Origin of the sequence: Rhodovibrio sodomensis (genome assembly GCF_016583645.1) — a bacterium.
Lineage (GTDB): Bacteria > Pseudomonadota > Alphaproteobacteria > Kiloniellales > Rhodovibrionaceae > Rhodovibrio > Rhodovibrio sodomensis.
On the sequence record NZ_NRRL01000003.1, the window covers coordinates 56180 to 77524 of the forward strand.

The 21345-nt window shown below is 66.1% G+C and carries 30 protein-coding genes and 1 tRNA gene; 3 read left to right on the top strand and 28 right to left on the bottom strand.

What is annotated here, in order from left to right:
* Nucleotides 1-80: 80 nt before the first annotated feature.
* From CKO28_RS02730 to CKO28_RS02745, 4 genes are all read right to left on the bottom strand, one after another.
* Nucleotides 81-422, bottom strand: a complete 342-nt coding sequence (locus CKO28_RS02730) for a TrbC/VirB2 family protein (protein WP_200339002.1) — start codon at nt 420-422, stop codon at nt 81-83.
* A 167-nt stretch (nt 423-589) separates the two neighbouring features.
* Nucleotides 590-1948 (bottom strand): ATPase domain-containing protein, encoded by a 1359-nt coding sequence (locus CKO28_RS02735; RefSeq protein ID WP_200339003.1) that lies wholly within the window; start codon nt 1946-1948, stop codon nt 590-592.
* Complete coding sequence (locus tag CKO28_RS02740) at nt 1945-3036, bottom strand: hypothetical protein (RefSeq protein WP_200339004.1); 1092 nt, start codon at nt 3034-3036, stop codon at nt 1945-1947. Before CKO28_RS02740 ends, CKO28_RS02735 begins: the two co-directional genes overlap by 4 nt.
* Before the next feature lie 304 nt (nt 3037-3340).
* Nucleotides 3341-5527, bottom strand: coding sequence for a MobA/MobL family protein (locus tag CKO28_RS02745; RefSeq protein ID WP_200339005.1), 2187 nt, complete (start codon nt 5525-5527; stop codon nt 3341-3343).
* Between the two features lie 307 nt (nt 5528-5834).
* Between CKO28_RS02745 and CKO28_RS02750 the strand changes: the two genes are divergently transcribed.
* From CKO28_RS02750 to CKO28_RS02760, 3 genes are read left to right on the top strand one after another with little or no spacing between them, the layout of a single operon-like run.
* Nucleotides 5835-6308 carry a hypothetical protein gene (locus CKO28_RS02750; RefSeq protein ID WP_207168727.1) on the top strand — a complete coding sequence of 158 codons (474 nt, stop codon included), beginning with the start codon at nt 5835-5837 and terminating at the stop codon, nt 6306-6308.
* Nucleotides 6309-6323: 15 nt separating this feature from the next.
* Entirely contained in the window at nt 6324-6725 is a 402-nt protein-coding gene (locus CKO28_RS02755) for a hypothetical protein (RefSeq protein WP_200339007.1), read from the top strand.
* 55 nt (nt 6726-6780) lie between these two features.
* Complete coding sequence (locus CKO28_RS02760; RefSeq protein WP_200339008.1) at nt 6781-9798, top strand: putative sodium/potassium/calcium exchanger; 3018 nt, start codon at nt 6781-6783, stop codon at nt 9796-9798.
* Between the two features lie 108 nt (nt 9799-9906).
* Here CKO28_RS02760 and CKO28_RS02765 read toward each other — a convergent pair whose 3' ends face one another.
* The 24 genes from CKO28_RS02765 to CKO28_RS02880 all read right to left on the bottom strand — a co-directional run bounded on the left by CKO28_RS02765 (nt 9907) and on the right by CKO28_RS02880 (nt 21176).
* The gene (locus CKO28_RS02765) at nt 9907-10194 is read right to left on the bottom strand and encodes a hypothetical protein (protein ID WP_200339009.1); all 288 of its coding nucleotides are present in this window, start codon (nt 10192-10194) and stop codon (nt 9907-9909) included.
* Nucleotides 10195-10316: 122 nt separating this feature from the next.
* Nucleotides 10317-10475 carry a hypothetical protein gene (locus tag CKO28_RS02770; protein WP_200339010.1) on the bottom strand — a complete coding sequence of 53 codons (159 nt, stop codon included), beginning with the start codon at nt 10473-10475 and terminating at the stop codon, nt 10317-10319.
* Nucleotides 10476-10717: 242 nt separating this feature from the next.
* Nucleotides 10718-11437: a peptidoglycan-binding domain-containing protein gene (locus CKO28_RS02775; RefSeq protein WP_200339011.1), complete on the bottom strand. Its 720-nt coding sequence runs from the start codon at nt 11435-11437 to the stop codon at nt 10718-10720.
* A 78-nt stretch (nt 11438-11515) separates the two neighbouring features.
* Nucleotides 11516-12001: an RT0821/Lpp0805 family surface protein gene (locus CKO28_RS02780; protein WP_200339012.1), complete on the bottom strand. Its 486-nt coding sequence runs from the start codon at nt 11999-12001 to the stop codon at nt 11516-11518.
* 119 nt (nt 12002-12120) lie between these two features.
* Entirely contained in the window at nt 12121-12459 is a 339-nt protein-coding gene (locus CKO28_RS02785; RefSeq protein WP_200339013.1) for a hypothetical protein, read from the bottom strand.
* A 154-nt stretch (nt 12460-12613) separates the two neighbouring features.
* Nucleotides 12614-13057: a macro domain-containing protein gene (locus CKO28_RS02790; RefSeq protein ID WP_200339014.1), complete on the bottom strand. Its 444-nt coding sequence runs from the start codon at nt 13055-13057 to the stop codon at nt 12614-12616.
* A 168-nt stretch (nt 13058-13225) separates the two neighbouring features.
* A complete protein-coding gene (locus tag CKO28_RS02795) occupies nt 13226-13501 on the bottom strand; it encodes a hypothetical protein (protein WP_200339015.1) in 276 nt (91 codons plus the stop codon).
* Nucleotides 13502-13510: 9 nt separating this feature from the next.
* The gene (locus CKO28_RS02800; RefSeq protein ID WP_242480312.1) at nt 13511-14101 is read right to left on the bottom strand and encodes a ribonuclease H family protein; all 591 of its coding nucleotides are present in this window, start codon (nt 14099-14101) and stop codon (nt 13511-13513) included.
* A gap of 206 nt (nt 14102-14307) precedes the next feature.
* Entirely contained in the window at nt 14308-14547 is a 240-nt protein-coding gene (locus CKO28_RS02805) for a hypothetical protein (protein WP_200339016.1), read from the bottom strand.
* A gap of 131 nt (nt 14548-14678) precedes the next feature.
* Nucleotides 14679-15059: a hypothetical protein gene (locus CKO28_RS02810; RefSeq protein WP_200339017.1), complete on the bottom strand. Its 381-nt coding sequence runs from the start codon at nt 15057-15059 to the stop codon at nt 14679-14681.
* 32 nt (nt 15060-15091) lie between these two features.
* Complete coding sequence (locus tag CKO28_RS02815; RefSeq protein WP_200339018.1) at nt 15092-15274, bottom strand: hypothetical protein; 183 nt, start codon at nt 15272-15274, stop codon at nt 15092-15094.
* Nucleotides 15275-15287: 13 nt separating this feature from the next.
* Complete coding sequence (locus tag CKO28_RS02820) at nt 15288-15566, bottom strand: hypothetical protein (protein ID WP_200339019.1); 279 nt, start codon at nt 15564-15566, stop codon at nt 15288-15290.
* 36 nt (nt 15567-15602) lie between these two features.
* Entirely contained in the window at nt 15603-15797 is a 195-nt protein-coding gene (locus CKO28_RS02825) for a hypothetical protein (RefSeq protein WP_200339020.1), read from the bottom strand.
* A 135-nt stretch (nt 15798-15932) separates the two neighbouring features.
* Complete coding sequence (locus CKO28_RS28035; protein ID WP_207168728.1) at nt 15933-16214, bottom strand: hypothetical protein; 282 nt, start codon at nt 16212-16214, stop codon at nt 15933-15935.
* Between the two features lie 44 nt (nt 16215-16258).
* Nucleotides 16259-16615 carry a hypothetical protein gene (locus tag CKO28_RS02835; RefSeq protein ID WP_200339022.1) on the bottom strand — a complete coding sequence of 119 codons (357 nt, stop codon included), beginning with the start codon at nt 16613-16615 and terminating at the stop codon, nt 16259-16261.
* Nucleotides 16616-16775: 160 nt separating this feature from the next.
* Nucleotides 16776-16991 carry a hypothetical protein gene (locus tag CKO28_RS02840; RefSeq protein WP_200339023.1) on the bottom strand — a complete coding sequence of 72 codons (216 nt, stop codon included), beginning with the start codon at nt 16989-16991 and terminating at the stop codon, nt 16776-16778.
* A 308-nt stretch (nt 16992-17299) separates the two neighbouring features.
* Nucleotides 17300-17836 (bottom strand): hypothetical protein, encoded by a 537-nt coding sequence (locus tag CKO28_RS02845; protein ID WP_200339024.1) that lies wholly within the window; start codon nt 17834-17836, stop codon nt 17300-17302.
* A 109-nt stretch (nt 17837-17945) separates the two neighbouring features.
* Nucleotides 17946-18146, bottom strand: a complete 201-nt coding sequence (locus CKO28_RS02850; RefSeq protein ID WP_200339025.1) for a hypothetical protein — start codon at nt 18144-18146, stop codon at nt 17946-17948.
* A 5-nt stretch (nt 18147-18151) separates the two neighbouring features.
* Nucleotides 18152-18418: a hypothetical protein gene (locus CKO28_RS02855; RefSeq protein WP_200339026.1), complete on the bottom strand. Its 267-nt coding sequence runs from the start codon at nt 18416-18418 to the stop codon at nt 18152-18154.
* A 26-nt stretch (nt 18419-18444) separates the two neighbouring features.
* Nucleotides 18445-18519, bottom strand: a tRNA-Trp gene (locus tag CKO28_RS02860).
* A gap of 61 nt (nt 18520-18580) precedes the next feature.
* Complete coding sequence (locus CKO28_RS02865) at nt 18581-19390, bottom strand: tRNA(His) guanylyltransferase Thg1 family protein (RefSeq protein ID WP_200339027.1); 810 nt, start codon at nt 19388-19390, stop codon at nt 18581-18583.
* Nucleotides 19391-19424: 34 nt separating this feature from the next.
* Entirely contained in the window at nt 19425-19673 is a 249-nt protein-coding gene (locus CKO28_RS02870; RefSeq protein WP_200339028.1) for a hypothetical protein, read from the bottom strand.
* 72 nt (nt 19674-19745) lie between these two features.
* Nucleotides 19746-20381: a hypothetical protein gene (locus tag CKO28_RS02875; protein ID WP_200339029.1), complete on the bottom strand. Its 636-nt coding sequence runs from the start codon at nt 20379-20381 to the stop codon at nt 19746-19748.
* A gap of 417 nt (nt 20382-20798) precedes the next feature.
* Complete coding sequence (locus CKO28_RS02880) at nt 20799-21176, bottom strand: hypothetical protein (RefSeq protein ID WP_200339030.1); 378 nt, start codon at nt 21174-21176, stop codon at nt 20799-20801.
* Between the last annotated feature and the right edge of the window lie 169 nt (nt 21177-21345).

Consider the following 21345-nt stretch of genomic DNA (forward strand, 5'->3'; position numbering starts at 1 on the left):
CTCTCATGGAAAGGGGCCGGCCGGCGTGCGGCCGGCCCCGATGGGCCTGGCGGGTATCCGTCAGGCTGCGTCCGTGCGACTTACGGCTGGATGTTGGTGACGTCGCCACCCAGGAAGTCGATCAGCAGGCCCGTCACGGCGACCAGGAACATGCCGCCCGCCAGCGCGAAGAAGTACTTCCACTGAAACTTGCCGAAGAAGGCGAACACGGCCATGACGATGAGGCCGATCGCGCCGACGACGTAGATGATGTTCCGCAGGGTGCGGTAGACCGCCATCACCTTCTGCATGAAGGTGGTTTCCAGCTGGCTGGTCGGCGGGGCGAAGACGGCCTGGGCCATGACATCCGTGGGGAGAACCGCCATCGCGGCGGCGAAGACGGCGAAGAGGGTGAGCGAGACGCTCGAGCGCAGGGTCAGCATCGGACAACTCCGTGTGGTGAGTGCGGCCACGGTCGGGGTGAGCGCCCGCCACCGTATTCGTAGGCCTTATCACCGAAGTTAGTTCTGCACGCGTCCCCCACAAGCGTGTCAGCTTAGCGAAGAACCGAACTTTGCGGGATCAAGACAGCCCTGGTTACCCACGGCCGTCAGTCCAGGCTCAGGTCGGGGTCCCCGCCGGCGTCATGTGCGGTCTCACAAAGGCCGACGCCGTCCATCGTAGCGAAGTGCGGTCCGGCATAGTTGAAACGCACGCTCGGGGCCGCGGCGCTTCCGCCGTCGGCGTAACGGGTGTAGTTTGATTTCTCGGTCTCGAAGTAGGCGGTGTCGCCGTTCTCCTCGCGCACCAGACGGAGGTAGAGCGAGGCCGCGTGCTTGAGCCCTTCGCTGACGATCAGTTTGCCCCACTGGTCTGTCTGGGCGGCCACGATTCCCCACAGGTTCTCCTGCCGGCACAGTGCGGCAAGATCGTTGGCCGCCTCGCGGAAGTGGGCCTCCTCGCTCTGTCCCTTCTCCCGGCCCCGGATCAGCTGCCAATAGTCGATGATGAAGCCCTTGATGCCGTGGCGATGCGAGGCTCTGATGATCATGCGGCGGATGGCGTCCATGCTGGCGCCGGGCATGTACTCGTAGATCGCGGCCTCGGGGACCTGGTCGGCGTAACGCTCGGCGTTCGCCGCGAACTTCGGATAGTCAGGGTCGTCCTGATCGAACAGCTGTGCGGCGTTCATCCCGAGGTGACGGGCGCAGTTGCGGATCTCGACGTCCTCAGGGGGAGTTTCGAGCAGGATGACGAGGTGCTTCTCGCCCTGGTGGGCGATGTTGTCGGAGATCGTGCCAAGCAGGATCGTTTTGCCACGACCGTACTGGCCGCCAATACCCACCATGCGTCGTGGTATCAGGCCACCATGGAGCAGGAAATCGAGCGGCTCGATGCCGGTCGAGATCGGCTGACGAGGCTCCGTCGCCACCTTGAGCGCGGCGCGCGCGACGTCACGCTTTGTCAGGCTGGTGTTCTGGCCGGAGAGGATCGCCATCTCGGTCTCACGCAGGATCGCGGAGAGGGCCTCTTCCGCGCGCATCGTTCCGTTCTGTGCCCACTGACCGATGTCCTGGGAGAGCGCAACGATCCGGCGCCACAGCGCGTACTCGCGCAGTCGTGCGGCGGCCGCGCCGATCTCGTGCACCAAGCCCGCGCCGTTCGTCGCCATCGAGCTCAGGACGTTTCGCCCGCCGAGTGCATCGAGCCGCTCGGGGCCCAGATCGACGGCGAGCGTCGAAGCGGTCACGGTCTTGCCTGCCTCGATCATGTCGAGCATGGACTGCCAGAGATCAGCGTGAACCGGGTCGGAGAAATGGCTCTGATCGAGCTCGGTGCACTCCCGGTAGATCTTCGAATCGGCGAGCACGGCGCCGATGACCTGCGCCTCCAGGTCGAGGTCGACGAGCCGGGGCGCTCGCTGGCGATGATCGCCCATCTGGACGACCTGCCGTTCGCGCGTGGTCATTCTGCGTTCTCCTTGCTTGTGCTCGCGGCCGGATCGACAAAGTCGAAGCTCGCGCCGAGCTGCTTGTTGCGGCGCCTGATCGAGCTCGCGAGCCCGTCGCTGATCCCGAGGGAGCTCTGATCGGCGATCGGACGGAAGGGCTTGGGCGGCTGCGCCGCAGTGTTCGCCGTGCCGGGTTTACGCGGGGTTTGCCCGGTCGACGGATCGTCTGTCTTGCGCGGGTATTTCTTCAGCACGCCGCGGATGTAGGCGTTCGGATCGGCGGCATTGTAGCGCTCGGTCTGGTCGATCGCCTGCAGGACGAATCCGGTGTCGTAATCCCTGCAGAGCATGCCCATGTTCTTGCGGGCTTGTGGCTCGCTCATGCCCGCGCGCATCAGGAGCGCGATCCCCCGGTCGATTGCCAGCTTCGCCAGCGACGGCGCGTCGCCGACGTAGGCTGAAGACGGGCTGGCTGGGCGCGCGGGGCCGGTCGCCGGAAGTGTGCTGGGCGATGGGTTTGCCTGATGCGGCAGCGAGGCGAGCAGATCGCCCTGGCCCTGGCGCGGAACACGGGGTACTGGTGGGCGCGGCGCGGGTGTCTGGGACTGGGGTGCCTGGTGCTGGTTCGCCACCTTGTCCTTTGACGGCGAAGGCGACGCCGTTGCGGCGCCGACGGGGGCGGGCTGAGCCCGGGTACGGCTGCCGGCGCTATCATTCCGGGGCGGTGTGACCGGTGTTGAGCTCGTGCCTTCCGGCTGCCCGGTCGCGGCCTCCTGACAGGCAATCTGGGCCTCACGATGATTTTGGCTGCGACGCGCAGCGCGGCGAAACAGGTCCGTGATCGCAGGATGCCGCCAGGTGCCTGCGGTGACGTCGAAGAACATCATCAGCTGGTCCCGGATCCGGTCCCAGTGATCCTGGCGACGCACACCCATGCGCCGACGCGTGGCATCGTCGTCGGGAATGCCGCGATCGTTGCTCTCGACCTGCGCGCTGATCAGACGCATGGCGATGGCCAGCGCACGATCATCGAGCGCAACGACCATCGCGGACAGCTCGTCCGCGGGCAGATGAATCCTGGAGCGTGGATCGGTCTTCTTCGGCATTCCTTCCCTCGCGCGGGGTCGCGCCCCGCATCTTTGTTTTCGCGATCGCCGGGTGTGTGCGCCGCCTCCTGACGATAAGGCGGCAAGCCCGGGTCGCAACGCTGTATGGTCGCCATGCGCTCGCACACGATTCCAAGATGGGATCGAGCGTACTGATTCGGCGGACGACCGAAAAAAAAGCCCCGGGCCGTTGGCGGTCCGGGGCAGGCATGTTGGGAAGGAAAGAGGCGAAACCGGGCACGCCGGTGTCCAACTCATCCAGCCCTGAGTTTTGGTCCGGATTTTCGGAAATCAAGAATTTTTTTCATCGCGCTCGATGACGGCGTTGCTGCATCTGCCGCAGTCGGGCCACGACGTCGTCTCCGGCCTGATCCGTGTGCTGCCTGGCGAGTGCCGGATCGCGAGCGATCGCCGGGTCATGACGGCCGGTTTCGAGATCGAGGCCGCGCCGATCGGCGAGGTCCACAACGACGCGCAATGCGGCGCCGTGGCGAGCGGCCGCGCGGCCGTCTTCGTGCAGTTCGCTGGCATCGCGAGTGGCGAAGGCGGCGTAACGCAGCTCAGCGTTCGTGTACCCGGAGAGGCGACCCTCGAGCTCGGCGATCTCCTCCGTGGAGGCCGGCGTCCTGAGCGACAGGGCCCCTGGAAAGGGGTCCGCGTGGCGATCGGACGAGGGCGCCGGGTCTTCGATCCACTCCTCGCGCGTAGCGGCGGGTTCGTCGGTGCGATTACCGGAGTCCGCGATGCGGTCGTCCGCGGGGATCGTGCCTGAGTGGTGGGCGGCGCGGTCGGGTGCGTGCGGCCTCGGTTCGGTGACCGGATCGGAACCCGCCCCGTCCTCAAGCTCGGCGAAGAGTTCCTCGAGCGCTTCGGTGTGGCCGAGATCGGGTGCCGCGGTCGGTAGCTCCTCTGCGTTGGTTTGCCCGCGGCGAGACGCGATCGCCTGATCGACGGCCGCGTCGTCCAGGATATCATCGCCTAGATCGATGATACCGATCGGCTGTGGATCTGCGTCCTTCTGCACAGCGGTATCGGCTTGAACGGGTCCGATCTCGGTCGCGATCCAGGGGGCGATCCCGGAAATCTGAAGAAGCGTCTGGCGCCGGCCTTCGCCGAGAGCCCGCACGCGGTCGGCTGCTGTATGCGAGATCTCGGTGCAACGCTCGCGGAAAGGGGCAACGTCACTGTGGGCGGACATGACCAGGAGCTTCTCCTCGAACAGCGCCGAGGCGATGTCGAGGGCCGCTGCATCGTCGCCGCGCGGCGGGTTCGTGATCAACCGATCGGCTTCGTCGCTCAGAAAGTTGAGGCGGACGTCGAGACGTCGTCCGACCGCGTCCGACGCCAGCGCGTGGACCGCTCGACGCTTCTCGAACTTCGCGGCTTGCGCCGACAGATCCCGGTAGCGCTGGCAAAGCTGAACGAGGTCGTCCGAGAACGCATCCTCGGGCGCGTCGCCGGTGCCGCGCGTATCGAGGATCCTCTCCATGCGCGCGGCATCTTCAACGTATCGCAGCGTGCCGGCGGACAGCTGATAGTCCATCTCGCGCTCGGCGTTCACGCGGCCCAGCTTGGTGTCGATCCCGAGGGACTCGGCATAGGCGATCTTGTTGCCGAGGTGGCGGGTCGGCTGCTTGCTGATCCCGCTCTCGCGATAGGACCGCGGGTCATAGCGTCGGGTCACACCAGCGCGCTCGAACTCACGGTTCGCCGCCTGGGCGAAGGACGCCCGCAGGGCCCGGATCCATTTGGGCCCAGAGGCGTCGGGCAGCTTCGGCTGCTTGTGCGGCCGAACCGTCGCCACCTTGCGGTTGGCCCAGCGCTTTTCCTCAGTGATCTCGAAGTCCCAGCGGTTATCCTCCATCCGCCGGGCGGGCCGGTCGAAGTAGGCGATATGGCAGTGATAGTTCCGGCGATCATTGTGTTTGGACGGCGCGTGGACAACCGCCCAATAGGGAAAGCTGCGATCCTCGAACTCCTGGCAGAAATCGCGGATGATGCGCTCCCGCCCCGCCGTGTCCAGCTCGTGCGGCAGTTCCAGGATCAGCCGGCACTGAACGCGCGCCTTCCGGCCCTCGGACTGCTCGACCTTGCGCCAGAACTCGGCGCGCTCGTTCTTCGTCTCGCCAAGGTTCCCGAAGCTGACCACGTGGCGTTCGCCGACCTCGCTCTCCGCCAGCTCAGCCACACCCGGGCGTTCCATGTAGGACTGGTGCGCAGCCGCGCTGGTCTGATCGCGGTAGCCGACCGCCTGTGAGTTGCGTTTCGAGATAAAGGTGTGCGCGAAGTGGAAGGTTTGGCCGCGATCGGAGGTTGGCCGGCTGCTCTGGATCGCGGGGGCGGCGTAGGTGGGCCGGCGCGCGTAACGCCCGCGTGCCAGAAGGGCTTGGCGCAGGCCGCGGCTGGCCGACCGGCGCTCGGCGGTTCTCTGAACTGCCTGATCGACTTCACGCTGAAGCTGGCCCAGTCGGTCGAGCTGCTCCTGCAGCATCTCGGCATCCTCCGGCAGCGCCGTGTTTGGCGCGGTTCGCGGTGACTCTGGTCGGATCGGGATATTGCGGTCGGCGGGGAATGGCGCAACGCTGCTGCTAACAAAACCCGTTATTGCGCCTTCTTCCCCAAAACAACGGTCTCAGGACCAGCAGGTCCGACCGCGAAAACGGTCTCGGCGCCCCGCGAGGAGGCGGTGGTGACCGTAAAAATTGCCCGAAAGATGGTGGGACGGCCCGTCCGGCCATAACTCCTTCAGTGCGTGTCGCGCGGGCGTGGTGCGCCCGGTGCGGCACGAAGAGAGAGATTTGGAGACGATGCGAGGCGAAGCCGGCTTCAAGCATGAATACCCCTGGGGGCGAAAAGCCCCGATGCGGCGGCTCGAGGAACTCGAGGCGAAGCGGGCCGAGGTCGAAAGACGTCGGAAGTTGCTACGCGACCGGTTCGAGGAGCGCATGCGCGACTTCGACCGGATGAACGAACTGATCGATGCGGAGATCGAGATTGCACAGCGGTGCGAAAGCGACCGTTTGAGGCGAAACGCCACGGCGATAGCCCACCGCCTGCTGGCGAAAGGAATCGATGTCTTCGAGGAGCTGAAAGCTCAGGCCATTGATGAGGCGCTGATCGAGCGGCTCAAGGAGAAGGAGAGGGGCGCGAGTGCGCCCGCAAACACCTACGGGCCAACGGCACGAAGCGAAGGGATCGAGGGGGAGGAGCCTTTCCCCGAGGACGAGCTGATCGATGAAGAGGCGATCCGAAGCCGGATTGCGGGAACCTAGCCAAGGAGACGAGACATGTCGAGGTCACTCAAAGAGCGGCGGAACGCCATCAAGGAGAAGCAGCGCAAGCTCGAGGAAGAGCTGCGGCGAGCCCAGGAAGCGGAGGCCCAGCTGATCGCACCGATGGTGCGCAAGATCGCGGCTGCGAGCGAGGAAGCAGCCAACAGCGTACTGCTCAACAGCATCGACCTTCTCGACGATGTTCGGTTCGAGAAGAACGAGATGATCAAGCGGATCGAGGAGACCCTGCAAGCCTGGGTCAACGAGCAGGTCGGCGACGTCGAAAGCGACGAGACCGACGACGAAGACGGCGGCGCCAAGCCCGACAACAAGAGCACCACGACCACCCCCGGACACGCCTTCACCGGACACCGGGAGAGCCCCGAAAGCGGGCTCGGGAACGCCGGCATCGAGTAAGCCGGCGACCCCGGAATAACCACACTGACGCAAGGCGGAAGAGCGGAGCAAACTGATGCGCAAACTGGCAACCCTGATGGTCGCGACCCTGATCTCCCTGGGGGCCACTGTTTTCCTTCAGAACAGCTTCCCCTTCTCGCCTTGGTCGGTCGCCGATTGGCGGATCGTACTGCCCGAGATCGCTCAGGACCCCCTGGGGTTCAGGCCACTCTTCCTCATGGGGGCGTCCGCCTTCGCAACAGCCACCGCGGTAGCCGTGATTACGGCCCTTCTTATCCTTCTCACCATCGTGAAACGCGGAGCCGAGGAGCTGATCGCAGCGGTACAAAGCGCATGGAGCGGGAGCGCCGAGAAAAGAGCCAGGAAAGCGGAGAAGGCCCAGGAGCGCAAGGCGGCGCGGGAAGCCAAGCGCGCCCATAAAAGGACCACCGGGAAAACGGCACCAACGGACCAGCCGGAAGTGTCGGAAGAGAGTGCGTCGGCCATGGCCGAAGCGGCGGCGGATGCGGTCGGAAAAAGCAGGAAGAAAACTTGGCGGAAAAACGGCAAAAGCCGGAAGCGTGAGCTTCTCCAGGGCGAGGAGGCGGAGTTCGCGGAGCCGCACGGAAATACGAAAAAGAACGGCCAGATCGGCCGCAAGCTGGGAGCCATCGCCGCGGCCATCGTCGCGGGGATCAAGACGCTCATAGAGCGCATCAAAGGGCTGCGAGAGGCAGCCAAAGAGGACAACGAAACCCCGGCAACGCCGCGGCAGCGGCAGGGGCGGATCGCAGAGCTGACCTACGTCATCAAGCACGCCTTCACCAGCAGCTACAACGACGACGAAATTGAGGTCGTCGAACCAGGGGAAAACGAGGAAAAGAGGGAGAGCAAGGCCAGCCGCAGCAGCGGCGGGATCTTCTCGCGCCTCGTGCGACGAAAGGAGGCGAAGCCAACAGACATCCTGCTCGAGGGCTCCATCGACGAGCAGCCGAAAGGCCGCCAGCAGCCGTCCTTCGATGCCGATAACCCTGGCCTGCCGGACCGCATCCTCGAATTCTACACCGTCTGGACTCAGACGCCTGCGGACAAGCGCACAGAGCGCATGAAGCAGGAAGCGGAAAAGCTAAACCGTCAGATCGACGAGCGTATGGTCGGAGAGGTCATGCACCGCTTCGGATACCGCGGTGTCAACGCCATCGATACCCTTCGCGCCATTGCCGCCGGGAAAGGTTTTGGAGAAACCGGAGAGCTCGGTATCGAGCCCGCCCAGGCCATGGAAAAACCCACCGCCGACGAACTGGTCGATCCCGCGCTGGCGGGAGACGACGGCACCGAGGTCGAGAAGGATCCCTGGCTTACGAACGCAGGTCAGGACGCCGAAAGCACGTTCGACGAAGACGACGTGAAAGAGAGCGAATCGCTGCCACCACACCTCCAGCTCGAAGCCGGCCTCCAGGAGGTCGAGGACGACCTAGCCGGAGAATACGCAACTGCCGGAACCTACGAGTCTGGCGACAGCTTCACCCCCTCCGCGCAGGCGCCCAGCAGCGAGGAGGATGAAATGCCCTGGATGACCCAAGGGAGCGAAGAGGACAGCGCCGACGGCGCGGATATCATGGGTGACTTCGGGGACGAGGAGGGAGGGCAAGAGCCGACCTATGGCGACCGCCATGAGACCTACTCGGATGACAGCGAAGCGGATGGCGCGGAGCGAGATAACGCGAGCCATAGCTGGGACGAAGATAGCGAGGACGCAGGCTGGGAAGATCACGCCCCCGACGCCGTAACCATCGAGAACGATCTCGAGGGAGGTGCGGGAAGCGAGACCTATCGCGCTGACGAGGACGAGGACGACGTCTCCGCCTACGAAGCGAAGGACGAAGAAGCCGCGGTCAGCGCATTCATGTGGGACCGCGACGAGCCCCAGCGACAGGCTGGCGAGGAGGCGATCCCGGAGGACGACGCCGTGATCCAGGGAATGGCGACCGATGACGACATCATCGCCGGTGATGAGGGAACTGCCTCCACGCATTACTCCGAGGACGAAGTCGACGAGACGATAGCCAGCATGGGTACGAACTGGCTTCACGCGGTCGTCGGTGAGGGGCGCAACACGCGAAGGGGGCTGGATCGCCAGCTGCAAGCCATCGGCCTGCAGGGGCTGACCAACCCCAGCAACATCCTTCCCACGCTCTGGGCGCAGCTGGAGCGCATCGTTGACTACCAAAGCAAGGCCTTTGCCTGGCAGCAGTTCGGCGAGACGCCGCCGAGGGAGTTCGAGACCGAAGAGCAGCGCCGGGAGTTCCTCCTGAAGCTCGCCACATCCATCGTCACGCTACGCGAGGAGGTCGGCCAGCAGACGGTCGACGAGATCCTCGAGAAGAAGGCCGGAAGCGAGCACGCGAAGTGGCTCGGGGGACGGGCGGACGTCGTTCTGCAATCCCTGATGCGCGGCGGCGAGCAGGCTGATACCAGCGCGCTGATGGGCGGCGAGGCGGCGAATGGCAGCAAGTTCATCGAGTACCGCTATCGCGACGCATGGCGCGTGATCTCACCGATCGTGCGCCAGTACCGGGAGCGCCCGCAGGCTGACGGCGTGAAGTCGTTCCGGAGCACGCAAACCAACGCTGGCCGCCCGGGAGAAGAGATCGATGACGCGATCGATGTCGCGGATCTCCTGATCGGCGACACGCGCGGAACCATGACGCCGGACGGGCGTCAGCCAACGCTCGTCGGCGTGATGTTCTGCATCGTGCCGAAGGGGGAGTGGGCTGCGGAGAGAGACGAAAGCGACGCGCCGTTCGATGATCGCGTCGTGCTGCGGGCCGGCCAGCTGGCGGTCAGTCTGCGCGACCGATCGCAGCAGATCTTCACGACCTGGGCCGAGCAGCGCGGGTTCGCTCCGGTACCGGTTCTGCATCTCGTGCTAGAGCCGGGCGCAAGCGTCGATGGAATGACCGAACCTGCGCAGATCGCCAAACATCTCAACGCGCGGTTCGCGGGCGTCGTGGGTGCGGAGTTCCGGGCTCAGCCATGGAGCGCGGAGGAGTGGGCGGAGCTCTCCAGGCGGTTGGTCGGCGCGGCGGCCTGACCGCTGCGCCTTACTTTCAGAAGCCTCCGTGGGGGAGCGGGCGCGCGCTGCCGGCGGGGCGCCTTCCGACAGGAAGGCAAGGCGCCCCGCCGGCAGTGTGCGGTGGCATTATCGTCGAATGAAATCGGTTTGGAGATCATCGGCCGCGGAGACCCGCTGTGGCTCTTCGACGTCGTCCTCGTCGTCGAAGCCGAGGTCGAGGCCGCTCATCATGGTCCGCTGACGGTGAGCGGAGAACGGTGAGGTGAGCGCGTAGGCCCCTGTCCACAGACCGCGGAACAAGAAGCCGAAGATCGCGCTGATCAGGGCAAGGATGCCCCGGATGCCGAACCGCAGAAGCCGAAAGGCAAGACCGAGCACGAAGCCCGCTGCGGCAAGCGCGAGAAGTGCGGTCAAGATGGATCCAGCGATTTCCATCTCTCAGAACCTCCGGGCACGAGTTCGGTGTGATTGGGGGTTCTCGGGAGATGGGATCGGACCCCTGTTTGGGCCCGATCCTGTCATCTCGTCCGAGCGGTTCAGACTGCCTCGAAAAGGCCGAAGAAAGCGTTACGCGGCGCGTTGCGATGCTCTTCCGCCGCGCTGTCGAGGATGCCCTGCGGGATGTCCAGGAGATCGTCCGGGACGTTGCTCATCATCGTGTCGTCGAGGGCGGCGAGTAACAGCAGATCGTCCATCTTTCTTCCCTTTCCCTTCATCTCAGTCCGGCGCCCCGTGCCGGGCCGCCTTCGCCAGAATGAGGCGGCCCGGCACGGGGCCTGGCTCGCCGGCGCCGAGGTCGTCGCTCTCGCTCTCCGTAGGGCAAAGGGGCGCTCCGGCGTCCCGCTCATCGAGAGCGTTGGGATGAAGCGATTGGGCACGAAGAAACCGGCGCACCCGTCCTCGGGTGCGCCGGCTGTAGTCTGAAACGATCGGGGCGTTAGACGATCTGGCCAGGCTCCAGCCGATCCGATGTTGGCGCCGCGTCCGGCGCCTCAGGCTGAACCGGCGCATCGGCTTTACTGTCACCCGCGGGCGCGCTCTCTGGAGCGGGCGTCTCATCCGCAGTCTCCGAGTTGGCCGAGGGATCGCCGGCCGGCGTGGAAGACGGCTGCTGGTACGCCATGATCGCCTCATAGACCTCGGGCGTCAGGTCGGTTAGCGGACCCATGCTGGTCAACGCGCCGAAAGCGCGGATGGCGGCGCGGGTTTGCGGGCCGTTCAGGCCGTCGATCTCGCCGGTATAGAGATCCAGCTCGCGGAGCTTCTTCTGCGCGGTGCGCAGGAAGGGATCGGGGCGCGGCGCCGGCTTTGCCGCGTTTTCCTCGGGGGCGGCCGGAGCGGACGCGGCCGGGTCGGGGCTGACGGTCGTCGCGGTGATGACGAGGCCGAAGTTGAGGTGATTCGACAGCTCCGGGTCAGCGCGACCATCGACTGCGAGATCAGCGGCCCGCTGGTAGGCGACGATGGCCTTCCGGGTCGCGGAGTCCATGTCGCCGGTGATCTCGCCGTTGTAGAACCCGCGTTCGGCGAGCTTCTTCTGGATATCGGAGATGAACGCGTGGGCGAGCGGCGGTGCGAAGCCGTGCCGCTCGGAGGCCAGAGCCGGCGCGGCGATCACCGCAAGGGTTAGGCAAAGGGCGGCAAGGAACCGGATCATTCGGCAGCTCCGTGGTCGTGTGTCCTGGAGAGGCTCCGGGGTTCACCCATTGCGGGACCCCGGCCTAGGCGTCGGCTGCTACTGCTGCTGGATGCGCCAGCGGCCGTCCGGCTGACGGCAGGCCGTGCCGTAGGCCTGGGCAACCTTGCCGTCGATCTGGACGGTGTGCTGGAACTCGCGGCAGTACTGACCGCTGGCGCGCTGATAGGTACGCACCGGGCGCACGGAGCCCTGTGCGCCGCTGTCGGGGTTCCGCCACATCGTGGCGTGACCCGCGCGGTTGCGCTCCAGCGCGTGCTGCGTCGAACGCTGGGCGTGCATCTCGTCGACGCGATCGAGCGAGAGGCCGACCTGGTTGCCGATCAGGGCGCCGATGACGGCACCAGCGCCGGTCGCGACCAGCTTACCGTTGCCCTTGCCGATCTGAGCGCCGGCGGCGCCGCCGCCCAGCGCGCCCAGGACAGTGCCGATGTTTTGCTTGCTGAGCAGGCGATCGAGGCCCTCGGCGCTTGCCGGAGAGGCGATCAGCGTGACCAGCGCGAGAAGAGCGAATAACCTCTTCATCGGGAACATTCCTTTTTGAAGCCGGGTCGGCGGCGCGCTGCCGCCTTCGCAAGAACGAGGCGGCAGCGTGTCGTCGCACGCGGTTTGTGCTGGCGAGGTCGGGGGCGTGCTGGCCCGGATCAGCGATCGACGAGCAGGAGGAAGCGGAACCCGGCGTCGCGCATCGACGTGTAGGGCGCGCGAAGCGCGTTGTAGGCGCGGTCCGGCAGAACCGTCGGGTTCTCATCGGGAAGTTCCGCGTCGGACGAGATGATCCAGGTGCCCGGGTCGCCGAGGTCAGCGCCGAGCAGGTCGGCGATCTCCGTCGCCGATTGCAGGGTGACGATCTCCTCGCCGATCGTGGTGGCGATCTGCTTGCCGGGCGCGATGTGTGCGTAGTGGTCGGCGGGGTACTCGTAATGCTCAGCGAGCGCCGGGGTGTGCGGACCGATGGCAAGGATCTGCATTTGGGTCGACATGCGCCTGATCTCCTCTTGTCTATCGAGCAGCCGGTGGGCCGCCTTCCGATCAGGAAGGCAAGGCGGCCCACTGGCTGTGCGCTTTCCGCCGCGGGCAACCGCGTCGCCAGATCGACTGGTTGGAAGCCGGGTACCAGGACGGGTCCTGGCGGTGTCAGCGGGGTTGGAAGACCAGGGCGGTGATTGCGGGGTCGGCGGAGAACTCGGCCTCGATCGCGGAAGCAACGTCGGGCCAGGGCAGACCGCCCAAGCCGGCACCGAGCGGCGGCACGGCAACCGTGGTCAGGCCGCGCGCAGCCATCTTCGAGCGGAGCGCGGCGAGGCCTGAGGCGACCCAGTCGATACGCGAGGGGTTGCGCCAGTGGTCCTTGGTCGGAAGGTTTGCGATCGCGCGGCCGTCAGGCAGGGTCAGAAACTGAACCTGGCCCGGCCGCAGGCGCCCTTCGGCGCAGGCGCGCTTGTAGGGGGCCAGGATGCCAGGGAAGTGCTCGGCGAACGCCTTCGCCAACCCCTTCCCCATGACGCCGACGCAGTTGACGGGATTGACGAGCACCTGAGCGTCGGATTGCAGAAGATCGCCGGAGGTGTAGGTGATCATCGCGTGCCGCCTCCTTGGAGCGGTCCGCACCTGGGGGGCTGGAGACCGTCGCCCCTGCGGAACAGGTGTCGTGGGTGGGGCCGTGACGACAGCACGGGTCGTCGGCCGTGGTGTCGATAGACTGATCGGAGAGTCGGAGGTATCCGCCCCGCTCGGCGGGGAAGGCGTTCAATCGGTGTGCGCCAGGAGGTGGTCTTCGAGAGCCTGCATGGCGGCGTCCGCGACTTCATCCCAGCTGGCGATGCCATCCGAGCGCGCGGTGAGCCGCTCGCTGTCGGCTTGGAGGGTGGCCCCGTCGATGCCTATCGACAGGGACCAGCCACGGTAGCGTGCCTTGAAAGGGATCGGCTCGCGGCCGCTTACGACCGCGAGCCCGCGCCATTCCGTCGGACAGCCAAAGCCGGTCTTCTTGACCTGACGGATCTTCATACCGAGCGAGGGCATGGCGCCTCCTTATTGGCGCTGCTGGTACTGAGCGACGGCGAGCTGGTCGACGTGCTCGTTCCAGTGCACGCCCTTGTGACCTCGAACGTGTTCGAAGGTCACCTGGTCGTGTCGGGCGATCGCCGCGTCGAGCTGCGTCCAGAGATCGCAGTTCTTCTTGCGCTTCCACCCCTTCTGAATGGTGTCGACGATCAGCTGGCTGTCGGTGCGCACGGTGACGGTCGCGCCGGCGTGCAGGCGATCGAGGCCGGCGATGACGCCCTGCATCTCCATGCGGTTGTTCGTCGTCTCGGGTGCGTAGCCGGCATCCTCACCGACCTTCTGGCCGTCCTTGACCAGGCAGTAAGCCCAGCCGCCCGGGCCGGGGTTGCCGGAGCACGCGCCGTCGGTCCAGAGTTCGATCCCATCGGAGAGATCGACCGCCAGCGTGTCGCGGCCAAGCGGATCTTCCAGGTCGCCCGCTTCGTCAGCCGCCATGATGTCCCGGCCGTTCAGTCGGATGCGGCCGTGGGGGCCGATATCGAGACGGGTAACGGCCTCGTTGGGGTCAGCCACACCGCTCAGCGCGTGGATCAATTGGCACACCGTGATCTTCGACATCAGTACCTCCAGGCGGTGAAGGGTCGGCGGCGGCGCCGCCTCGTGTGGTCGACCCGACCACTCACACGAGGCGGTGTCGGCGGCGACCGAAGTCGTTATCGACGAAAGCCATGGATATTCGGTTTCAGCAGCGCGCAAGTAAGAGAAAAACCGGAGCGGCGTGGGCCGCTCCGGTGGCAAGAGGATGTACGAGGCCGGATCGCTGGCTAGTAGGAAATGCGCTGAAGTGTATCGGGCGAAAGCGGCTTCATCTCGCCGCCGGTCTGGCAGGCGTAGAGCAGTTGGCCCTCCGGACAAATCTGCTCAACCTTCACCTTCGTCCCATCAACGAGTTCGGCATGGACCGACGCGAGGAAGCAGCTGCGAAGCGCCTCGTAGGCGCGCCGACCGTAGAGGTCGCGGGCCTTCTTCAGGCGCGTGATGGGGGTCTGGTAGAGGAGAAACACGCTCGGGTTCCTTGCTGGGGCCGGGGAAAGCCGAGTGGGTGCCTGCAGGCCCGCGTTGCGTAAGTGAGATCCAACGTCCCCGTAGCGATGAACACCTTGGGGGTAGGTCGATGATGCCGAGCGGTAGCAGCCTAGCAGGCGGGCGCGGCCTCGACTTCGAGCGAGCGCCCTTCGCGTAGGGCTTCCGCCAGTGCCTTTGCAGCATGCTGGTTGTGGAGGGCCTTGTTGGCGCGGTCCACGCTTTCTTGTGTCGGCTCGACTTCGAGAATCACCAGATCGCGGGCCATCCGATCGGCGTTCTTCGGCGCCAGCTGGCGGGCGCCGGCGATCATAAGGAGCCGCTTGTTCTGCAGGTCCTCGACCTTACCGTCCGAGACGAAGCCGCAGCTAGCGTCGAGGAGGAGGCCAACAGGTGCGCCACGGTAGCAAAGCATGTTGCCGTCGGCGCGATTGAACACGACCTCATGGCGTTCGATGGCGAAACCGGGCCCAGTGGCGGGCATTTGTGTCATGGCGGATCCTCGCGCAGATGGTGGTCAGGGTGTCAGGCGCGCGATTCCGTGCTGACGCGGCGGTAGGCCGCGAAGAGACCCAGGAATGCGCCCATCAGGACGGTCAGGAGGGTTAGTGCCTTCAGGACCGGGCCAGAACCGCTGGCCAAGACCAGGACTTGGGCGGTGCCGGCGATCCACGTGAGCGCGAGCAGCCCGAGCCGAATAACGTTCATGTCTGGTTGCCACTCAGGACCAGAGGTGCTGGAAGCGGCGGCCGAGGAGCTCGAGGCCGGCGTTGTGCTCGGCGACCTCGTCGGGCGTCTCGGGGTGGGAAATAACGAGCTCGAGTGCCCGGGCCATCTGGTTCAGCTCGCTCTGCCAGGCCTCGAAGGTCGTGTCGGCCGGGTAGGACTTCGTCGTCTCCGCGAGTGCGCGGAGACGGGGCGCCAGGAACACTGCGGCGGTGATCTTCAGGTTGGCGATCTCCGAGCGCGTGAAGGGCGGGGTCGAGGCGACAGTGGCCATCGGGGTCTCCCAGGACGGAGGTGCAGGTGGAGGCGCCTAGGCCGCCGCGGCGAGCTGCTTCAGCTTCGCCTTGTCGGCCTTGCGGTTCGCAGGCCGGTACTTCTTCTTGTCGGCGACTACCTGCTTGCGGAAGCGCGCGTCGGCCAGGCTGGAGGCCGCGTGGTTGCGGACGACCGGCGACTCGACCTCGAGGACGGCCTTCGCCTTCGCCTTCGACTTCTTCTTCGCCATCGGTGCCTCCTCTTGGCTCAAGCCGGTGATCGTTTCGCGGTTCGTCAGAACCGACCGCGACACGATCAGTGGCGATCTTGTACGTTTGCCCGCTGCCTGGACTCGCGGGTTCGGCGCAGCCGGGCCGGCCAGGCGTCAGGTTTGGGCGAGGGCGGATATAGGGTGCCGGCGATGGCGCGCCGCGTGCCAGACGCCGTGATGGTCGGGCGCCACCCGCTCGAGACGGCTCACCAGATCCGGGCTGCGATCGAGGCATTCGCCTACGCGCTGGTCGCGAGGCTGCGCCACAATGCGGCCATCGGCGTCGAGCAGCAGCATGCCGGCGCTGTTCTCGGACGGGACCAGGCGGTAATCGGCGTGCTGTTCGAGTAGGCCGAGGATGCGAGCGTAGCCGTAGCGGGGTGTACGGTTCGTCATGGTGTCCCCTGGTGCCAGAGTCGAGAGGTGGTGCCGCGCTGGCGTCAGTGCAGGCCGTGGGTGTACGCGACGACGCTGGTCAGCGTGAGCGTGCCGTCGGCGGCGAGCGTGCCGCTGAACTGTCCATCGACGGACTCACCGCCGACGTCTTCGCCGTTCACGCTAAACTCGAGGTCCACGATCATCCCGCCAAGGACGCGGCCGTCCTCCACGAAGGTCGGGTTGGGAACGACCATGTAGGTGACATCGGCGAGCTCGCAGCCGAGGTGCTTGGCGGTCTCCGCAGCATTTTCGAGGATGCGGCCCTTCAGTTGGGTCTCGGCCTGCTCGGAGATCGAGAGGGCCAGCTCACGCGGCGCGAGGTTGGCCTGGCGGACGCGGACGCGGTCGTTCTGATCCATGTCGATCTCCCTCCTGAGCGGAAGCCGGTGGTCTCGTCGCGGTTCGTAAGAACCGGCCGCGACGAGAGCGGCGGCACCGGTAGCGGCTTCCGCCGGTTTCCAGCGATAAAAACAGCGGGGCGCCTGCTGGCGCCCCGCGTTGCTTCCCCTGCTATCGACGCTATCGTCGGTTTTGGCGGCGCTGGAGCTCCTCGTGCTCGTGAGCCAGGAAGACGCCTGGAAAGGCGAAGCCCATGAAGGCAATCATCCAGACGAGCCACGTCTTGTGGCTTGGCGCCGCCCCGAAATCCGTGCCGAGGAGATATCCCAGGACCAGGAAGAGCCCGACAGCAATCACGATCATCCAGACGCCCTGACGGATTTGCTCGGCGGTCATGTGCATGGTCCTTTTGCGAGAGGATCGGGGGAGAGGGGCCGCCTTTGATGGCTTGTAGGCGATCCTGGCGGACGGATTACGCGGCCCTCACCGTCGCGCCGCTGAACATTCCTTGATTTGGGAGCCGACGTCCTCGCCCCGTTCAGCTAGGGTTTGGTCGCTGCGGAATTTGGTGACGCCCCGCTCGGTCTGGCGCACTTCAGCGTGGGGCCGCTTGGCCCCGGCCGCCTCTGCAAAAGCAGAGAGAGGCGGCCGGGGGTTGTGGCCCGGTTTTCCCTTGTTGCCGCCTTCAGGCGGCTTTGACGGCCTCAGGACGCTTCGGGGTACCAGGTCTCGGCGTCGCCCTGGCTGCGGTCGACCAGGTAGTCATCCCGGCTGCGGTCGCGCTGCGCGGGCGGGCAGATCCGGTCGATCGCGAAGGCAACCGGGTTGCCGCGTCCTGGATCGCGGGCGAGCAGCTCGCCGATGTCGGGCTCGGCGGTCTCGATCTCGTGCCGGGTGCCGAGGTTGTAGTCGTTGATGTTACGCAGGTAGACGCCGGCGAGGAAGCGTAGCTCGGCGTCGGTGGCGTCCGCATAGCGGGTCGCCTCGTCGGGCTGGAGGTCAGTGGCGCCGAGTCGCTTGGCGAGTTCGGGGATGAACTGCCAGACGAACGAGGGCTCGTAGACGCACTCGTGCGGGTTCGAGAGGCGCTCGGGGTAGCGCTGGCGGCAGACGCGCGCCATGCGCAGGAGCTCGACCGCGAGGAGATGATCCGGCAGCGCGAAGAGCACCCGGATCTCGGATTCTTCGTTGACGAGTTGCTGCTTCGCGGTCTCGCTCAGTAGGTTCTCGAACTCGAACATCGGCGTCTCCCTTTTTCGTCGTCGGCGCCGGGTGCGCCGGGCGGACTGTTCGTCCGAAGGACAGTCCGTCCGGCGTTCCGGGCCTTATGATCCGGTTCCGTGCCCCGGATCAGGGCCTTCTGGGCAGGGCGGCAGCGACACCGAGGACGATCACGATGAAATCAAGCGTGGCGATCGCGAGCGCGGCCATAAAGACCCACACCATCTGTTCAAAAGGTGCCAGGTCAAGCAGCAGCCCGGCACCCCCGACGATAATGAGGGCCACCATCACGGCCGTCAGGATGAAGGCGATGCGCAGCAGCACGGGCATGGTTATCACTCCGAAGGTTCGGGGACGCGCACGGTCTTGGCGAGCGCCCGGAAGTCGTATGTGCAGTCAACCTCGGTCGCGCCGCCGGCCTTGAAGCCGTCGTAGATGATCATGCACGTCTCGATCTGGGGCATGTAGACGAGGAAGATATCCCCCTGATTGCCGAGGTGGGCGACACCGCGATCGCGCTCGTCGCTCCAGGCGCTGGACGCGCCGGCGAGAAGGGCGAGCGCGAGTGCGGCCGCGGGCAAGATCACTGACAGAGTGCGCATGGCAAAGACCTCTCGTGGGTCGGGATTGGCAGGGACGGAGGGAATCGAACCCCCGGCGCGCGGTTTTGGAGACCGCTGCTCTACCACTGAGCTACGTCCCTTCAGTTAACGAGGGGCGCCGGGCCCCGCATCGCATCCGTGAAGGATGCGGGGCCTGGCGGATCAGTCCGGGGCGCTGCGCACCTCGGGCTCAGCGCCGTCGAAGATGACGGCGGCGCGGTTCGCGACCTGGGAGAAGCGCGGCATCTCGAGCCGCGCGATCTCGGTGCGCTCGACCGGCCCGGTCGGGCGATGCGGTTCGGGGATGTGCGCCATCTCCTCCTCGGAGAGGTGGCGGAGCCGTTTGCGCCGCTGGAAGAAGGTGCCGCGTTTGAACGCCGGCTCGTAGTCGTTGAAGTTGATACCGGCTTCCTGCCAGAGCATCTCCTGCATCTCCGCGCCGCTCTTGCCGTGCAGGCGCTTATGCGAGAAGTGGGCGCGGGCCGCCATCGAGATGGCGTTCTTGGTCGCGTCTAGTTCACGCCACAGCAGGCAGTTGGCTGCTTCCTCGCGGCTCGGCACCTGAAAGACCCGCGCGTCGAAGTGCGGCGCCATGCTGGCGGCGCGCTCCGGCCAGCGCGCGAGCGCGCGGGGCAGGAACTGCGCGGTGGCGTAGGCGGCGAGCACCGAGCACATCTTCTGCGGCTTGGCGTCGAAGAAGATCTGCGCGTCCGGCTGGTCGGCGAGATAGACGAGCGAGATCTCGTCGCTCTGGGTGTAGCCGATCAGCGCGTGGCTTTCCTGGACGAGCGCGCGCGTCACCTCGTGCATCACCGCCATGAAGTCGGGGTCGTAGGGACGCTGCATGGGCTTGGTGAAGCGCGAGAAGGCGCGCCCGTCGATCCGCGAAACGACCGGCACGCCGGGCAGGAAACGGCGATCGGTCTCACGGGCTTCGTAGCTCTTCATCCGGTCGCCGAGGGCGTCACGCATTGGATGGGCTCCGGACAGGGACAGAAGGTGTGGGTCAGGTGCTCTGGGTCTCGCCCGTCCGGGCGTTATGGATGATGTGACCCAGTCCCATCAGATCCTCGACGTCGGCCGGGCCGTCGCACTTGCTGGGTGCGTAGGGGGACGCGACTTCCTGGGCCTCGCTCGGAGCGCGGGCACGGCCTGCGTCGACGTAGGCTTGGGCCTGTTCGGGCGTATCGGCGTTGACGAAGTGGGTCTCGAAGACGGTCACGGGGCGACGGCGTTCGATACGGTAGAGCGGCATGGCTGGACCTTTCCAGGTCGAGAAGTTTGGGTGGCCCCGGCGCGACGGGCGCGCCGGGGCTGGCTCTCTGGGCTATCGCTTCTGCCAGACGCTGAAGCTGTCGTGGATTCCGGGAAAGCTGAGTGAGGGCAGGGCGGTGACCGGTTCAAAATCTCGGTGGAGCGTCTTGAAGAAGAGTGGCCCGGCGCAGCAGCCGCCCTCTCCCTCGCCGCTATGCACGAGGGTCTGGCCGGACGACATTGCGCTCAGAAGGCGCACTGGCCACTCGCTGCCATGCGGCCAGGACAGCAGCACGGTTCGCTCCGGCAGGCTTGCCGCGGCGAATGCGGCGTCCATCGGGTGGACCTGCTCCCAGGCGCCGATGTTCAGGCTGTATTGGCGACCGTCTCCGCCATCGGTGGCGAAGGCGAGGCTGCCTTCGTGAGAGATCAGCTTGGAGAGGTGGCCGGTGCCAGCGCCGACTTCGACGATCGGCCCGAGATCAGCGATACTGCGAACCGCCCGCGGCAGCGGGACGGTGAAACCGAAGCGCCGAATATAGGCGTCACGCACGCTTCGTGCTCGGGCGCGATCGCTGGCCCATAGGTCATGGACGGCATCACGGATCTGCTGATCTGTGGGAAGGAGGCCGCGCAGCCATCCATCCATCAGCGTCAACAGCGGATGAGTGACGCCCACGGTGGTGCGGGTGTCGTGGTCCTGAACCATTGCCTGCTCCTGCCCTTGTGTTTTGAAGCTGGGGACGCGGAGATCCGGATGTCCCCCGTCCAGACGGGGCATCCGGAGGTCCGCGCCGCGGCGCCGCGGCGGGATGACGGGAGGAATCGAAAAAGGGCGCAGCCCGATCGCCTGGCGTGCGGCGTGTGGTGCCGGCCATGCGATGAGCTGCGCCCTATTCGGTCGATGCGCCCGGTTTTTCGGTCGGGCTTGGCACGATTGTCGCGCCAGGTCTTGGCGTGGCCTTGGCGGCCGTCAGCTGCGTCGGATACCGTCCGGATCCGCTATGGTGTGGCTGTCGGGGCCACTATGTGGGACGGATTTGAATGGCCGCGCGGGTGGATAGGGGTCCCGCCGGCCGGCCGCGGCGGGAACGCGTGAGCGTCCCCGCCTGGCCGTCGGGCCGTGTTAGGCCTCGACCTTCTCGCCCTGCTCTTCCTGCGAGGCGGCCTCGGCGACCTTCGGCTCGCCGGACCACAGGACGTTGTAGGTCTGGAAGTTGATCGCCTTGCTCTCACCCTCGGGGGTGAAGCTCTCCGGCTTGTAGAAGCCGAACAGGCGCACGGTGTCGCCCTCGTTGAACTGGCTCAGCAGCTGCTCGGCCTTCGGGCCGAACGCCTTGCACTTCGTCGGCTTCTTGCCCTCGCGGGTGATCGTGAAGCGCGCGAAGTCCTCGCCGGCGTTGGTCTGGCTGACCACCAGGTTGGCGATCACGCCCTGCAGGTTATAGCGCTTGTAGTACTTGCTGTTGGAGCCGGCGGCCTGGGTGTTCTGGTTGTCGCTCATGCTGTCTCTCTCTTTTCTTGGGTTGGGCCCGCTTCGGTGGGGCTGTGCACACAGCAAACAGCCCCAACGAGGCGCGGCCGGTTCTTGCTGCGCCGTCCGGCCGCTCCTGCGGCTCGATCGGGAAATTTCTGGCGGGGAGGTGCCCGGAGCGTGTTGGCGCGCTCCGGGG

Bases quoted from the DNA above. Each gene is read 5' to 3' on its own strand.
- CKO28_RS02730 (WP_200339002.1), bottom strand. From the start codon at position 422: ATGCTGACCCTGCGCTCGAGCGTCTCGCTCACCCTCTTCGCCGTCTTC.
- CKO28_RS02735 (WP_200339003.1), bottom strand. From the start codon at position 1,948: ATGACCACGCGCGAACGGCAGGTCGTCCAGATGGGCGATCATCGCCAG.
- CKO28_RS02740 (WP_200339004.1), bottom strand. From the start codon at position 3,036: ATGCCGAAGAAGACCGATCCACGCTCCAGGATTCATCTGCCCGCGGAC.
- CKO28_RS02745 (WP_200339005.1), bottom strand. From the start codon at position 5,527: ATGCTGCAGGAGCAGCTCGACCGACTGGGCCAGCTTCAGCGTGAAGTC.
- CKO28_RS02755 (WP_200339007.1), top strand. From the start codon at position 6,324: ATGTCGAGGTCACTCAAAGAGCGGCGGAACGCCATCAAGGAGAAGCAG.
- CKO28_RS02760 (WP_200339008.1), top strand. From the start codon at position 6,781: ATGCGCAAACTGGCAACCCTGATGGTCGCGACCCTGATCTCCCTGGGG.
- CKO28_RS02770 (WP_200339010.1), bottom strand. From the start codon at position 10,475: ATGGACGATCTGCTGTTACTCGCCGCCCTCGACGACACGATGATGAGC.
- CKO28_RS02775 (WP_200339011.1), bottom strand. From the start codon at position 11,437: ATGATCCGGTTCCTTGCCGCCCTTTGCCTAACCCTTGCGGTGATCGCC.
- CKO28_RS02780 (WP_200339012.1), bottom strand. From the start codon at position 12,001: ATGAAGAGGTTATTCGCTCTTCTCGCGCTGGTCACGCTGATCGCCTCT.
- CKO28_RS02785 (WP_200339013.1), bottom strand. From the start codon at position 12,459: ATGTCGACCCAAATGCAGATCCTTGCCATCGGTCCGCACACCCCGGCG.
- CKO28_RS02790 (WP_200339014.1), bottom strand. From the start codon at position 13,057: ATGATCACCTACACCTCCGGCGATCTTCTGCAATCCGACGCTCAGGTG.
- CKO28_RS02795 (WP_200339015.1), bottom strand. From the start codon at position 13,501: ATGCCCTCGCTCGGTATGAAGATCCGTCAGGTCAAGAAGACCGGCTTT.
- CKO28_RS02800 (WP_242480312.1), bottom strand. From the start codon at position 14,101: ATGTCGAAGATCACGGTGTGCCAATTGATCCACGCGCTGAGCGGTGTG.
- CKO28_RS02810 (WP_200339017.1), bottom strand. From the start codon at position 15,059: ATGACACAAATGCCCGCCACTGGGCCCGGTTTCGCCATCGAACGCCAT.
- CKO28_RS02815 (WP_200339018.1), bottom strand. From the start codon at position 15,274: ATGAACGTTATTCGGCTCGGGCTGCTCGCGCTCACGTGGATCGCCGGC.
- CKO28_RS02820 (WP_200339019.1), bottom strand. From the start codon at position 15,566: ATGGCCACTGTCGCCTCGACCCCGCCCTTCACGCGCTCGGAGATCGCC.
- CKO28_RS02825 (WP_200339020.1), bottom strand. From the start codon at position 15,797: ATGGCGAAGAAGAAGTCGAAGGCGAAGGCGAAGGCCGTCCTCGAGGTC.
- CKO28_RS28035 (WP_207168728.1), bottom strand. From the start codon at position 16,214: ATGACGAACCGTACACCCCGCTACGGCTACGCTCGCATCCTCGGCCTA.
- CKO28_RS02835 (WP_200339022.1), bottom strand. From the start codon at position 16,615: ATGGATCAGAACGACCGCGTCCGCGTCCGCCAGGCCAACCTCGCGCCG.
- CKO28_RS02840 (WP_200339023.1), bottom strand. From the start codon at position 16,991: ATGACCGCCGAGCAAATCCGTCAGGGCGTCTGGATGATCGTGATTGCT.
- CKO28_RS02845 (WP_200339024.1), bottom strand. From the start codon at position 17,836: ATGTTCGAGTTCGAGAACCTACTGAGCGAGACCGCGAAGCAGCAACTC.
- CKO28_RS02850 (WP_200339025.1), bottom strand. From the start codon at position 18,146: ATGCCCGTGCTGCTGCGCATCGCCTTCATCCTGACGGCCGTGATGGTG.
- CKO28_RS02855 (WP_200339026.1), bottom strand. From the start codon at position 18,418: ATGCGCACTCTGTCAGTGATCTTGCCCGCGGCCGCACTCGCGCTCGCC.
- CKO28_RS02865 (WP_200339027.1), bottom strand. From the start codon at position 19,390: ATGCGTGACGCCCTCGGCGACCGGATGAAGAGCTACGAAGCCCGTGAG.
- CKO28_RS02870 (WP_200339028.1), bottom strand. From the start codon at position 19,673: ATGCCGCTCTACCGTATCGAACGCCGTCGCCCCGTGACCGTCTTCGAG.
- CKO28_RS02875 (WP_200339029.1), bottom strand. From the start codon at position 20,381: ATGGTTCAGGACCACGACACCCGCACCACCGTGGGCGTCACTCATCCG.
- CKO28_RS02880 (WP_200339030.1), bottom strand. From the start codon at position 21,176: ATGAGCGACAACCAGAACACCCAGGCCGCCGGCTCCAACAGCAAGTAC.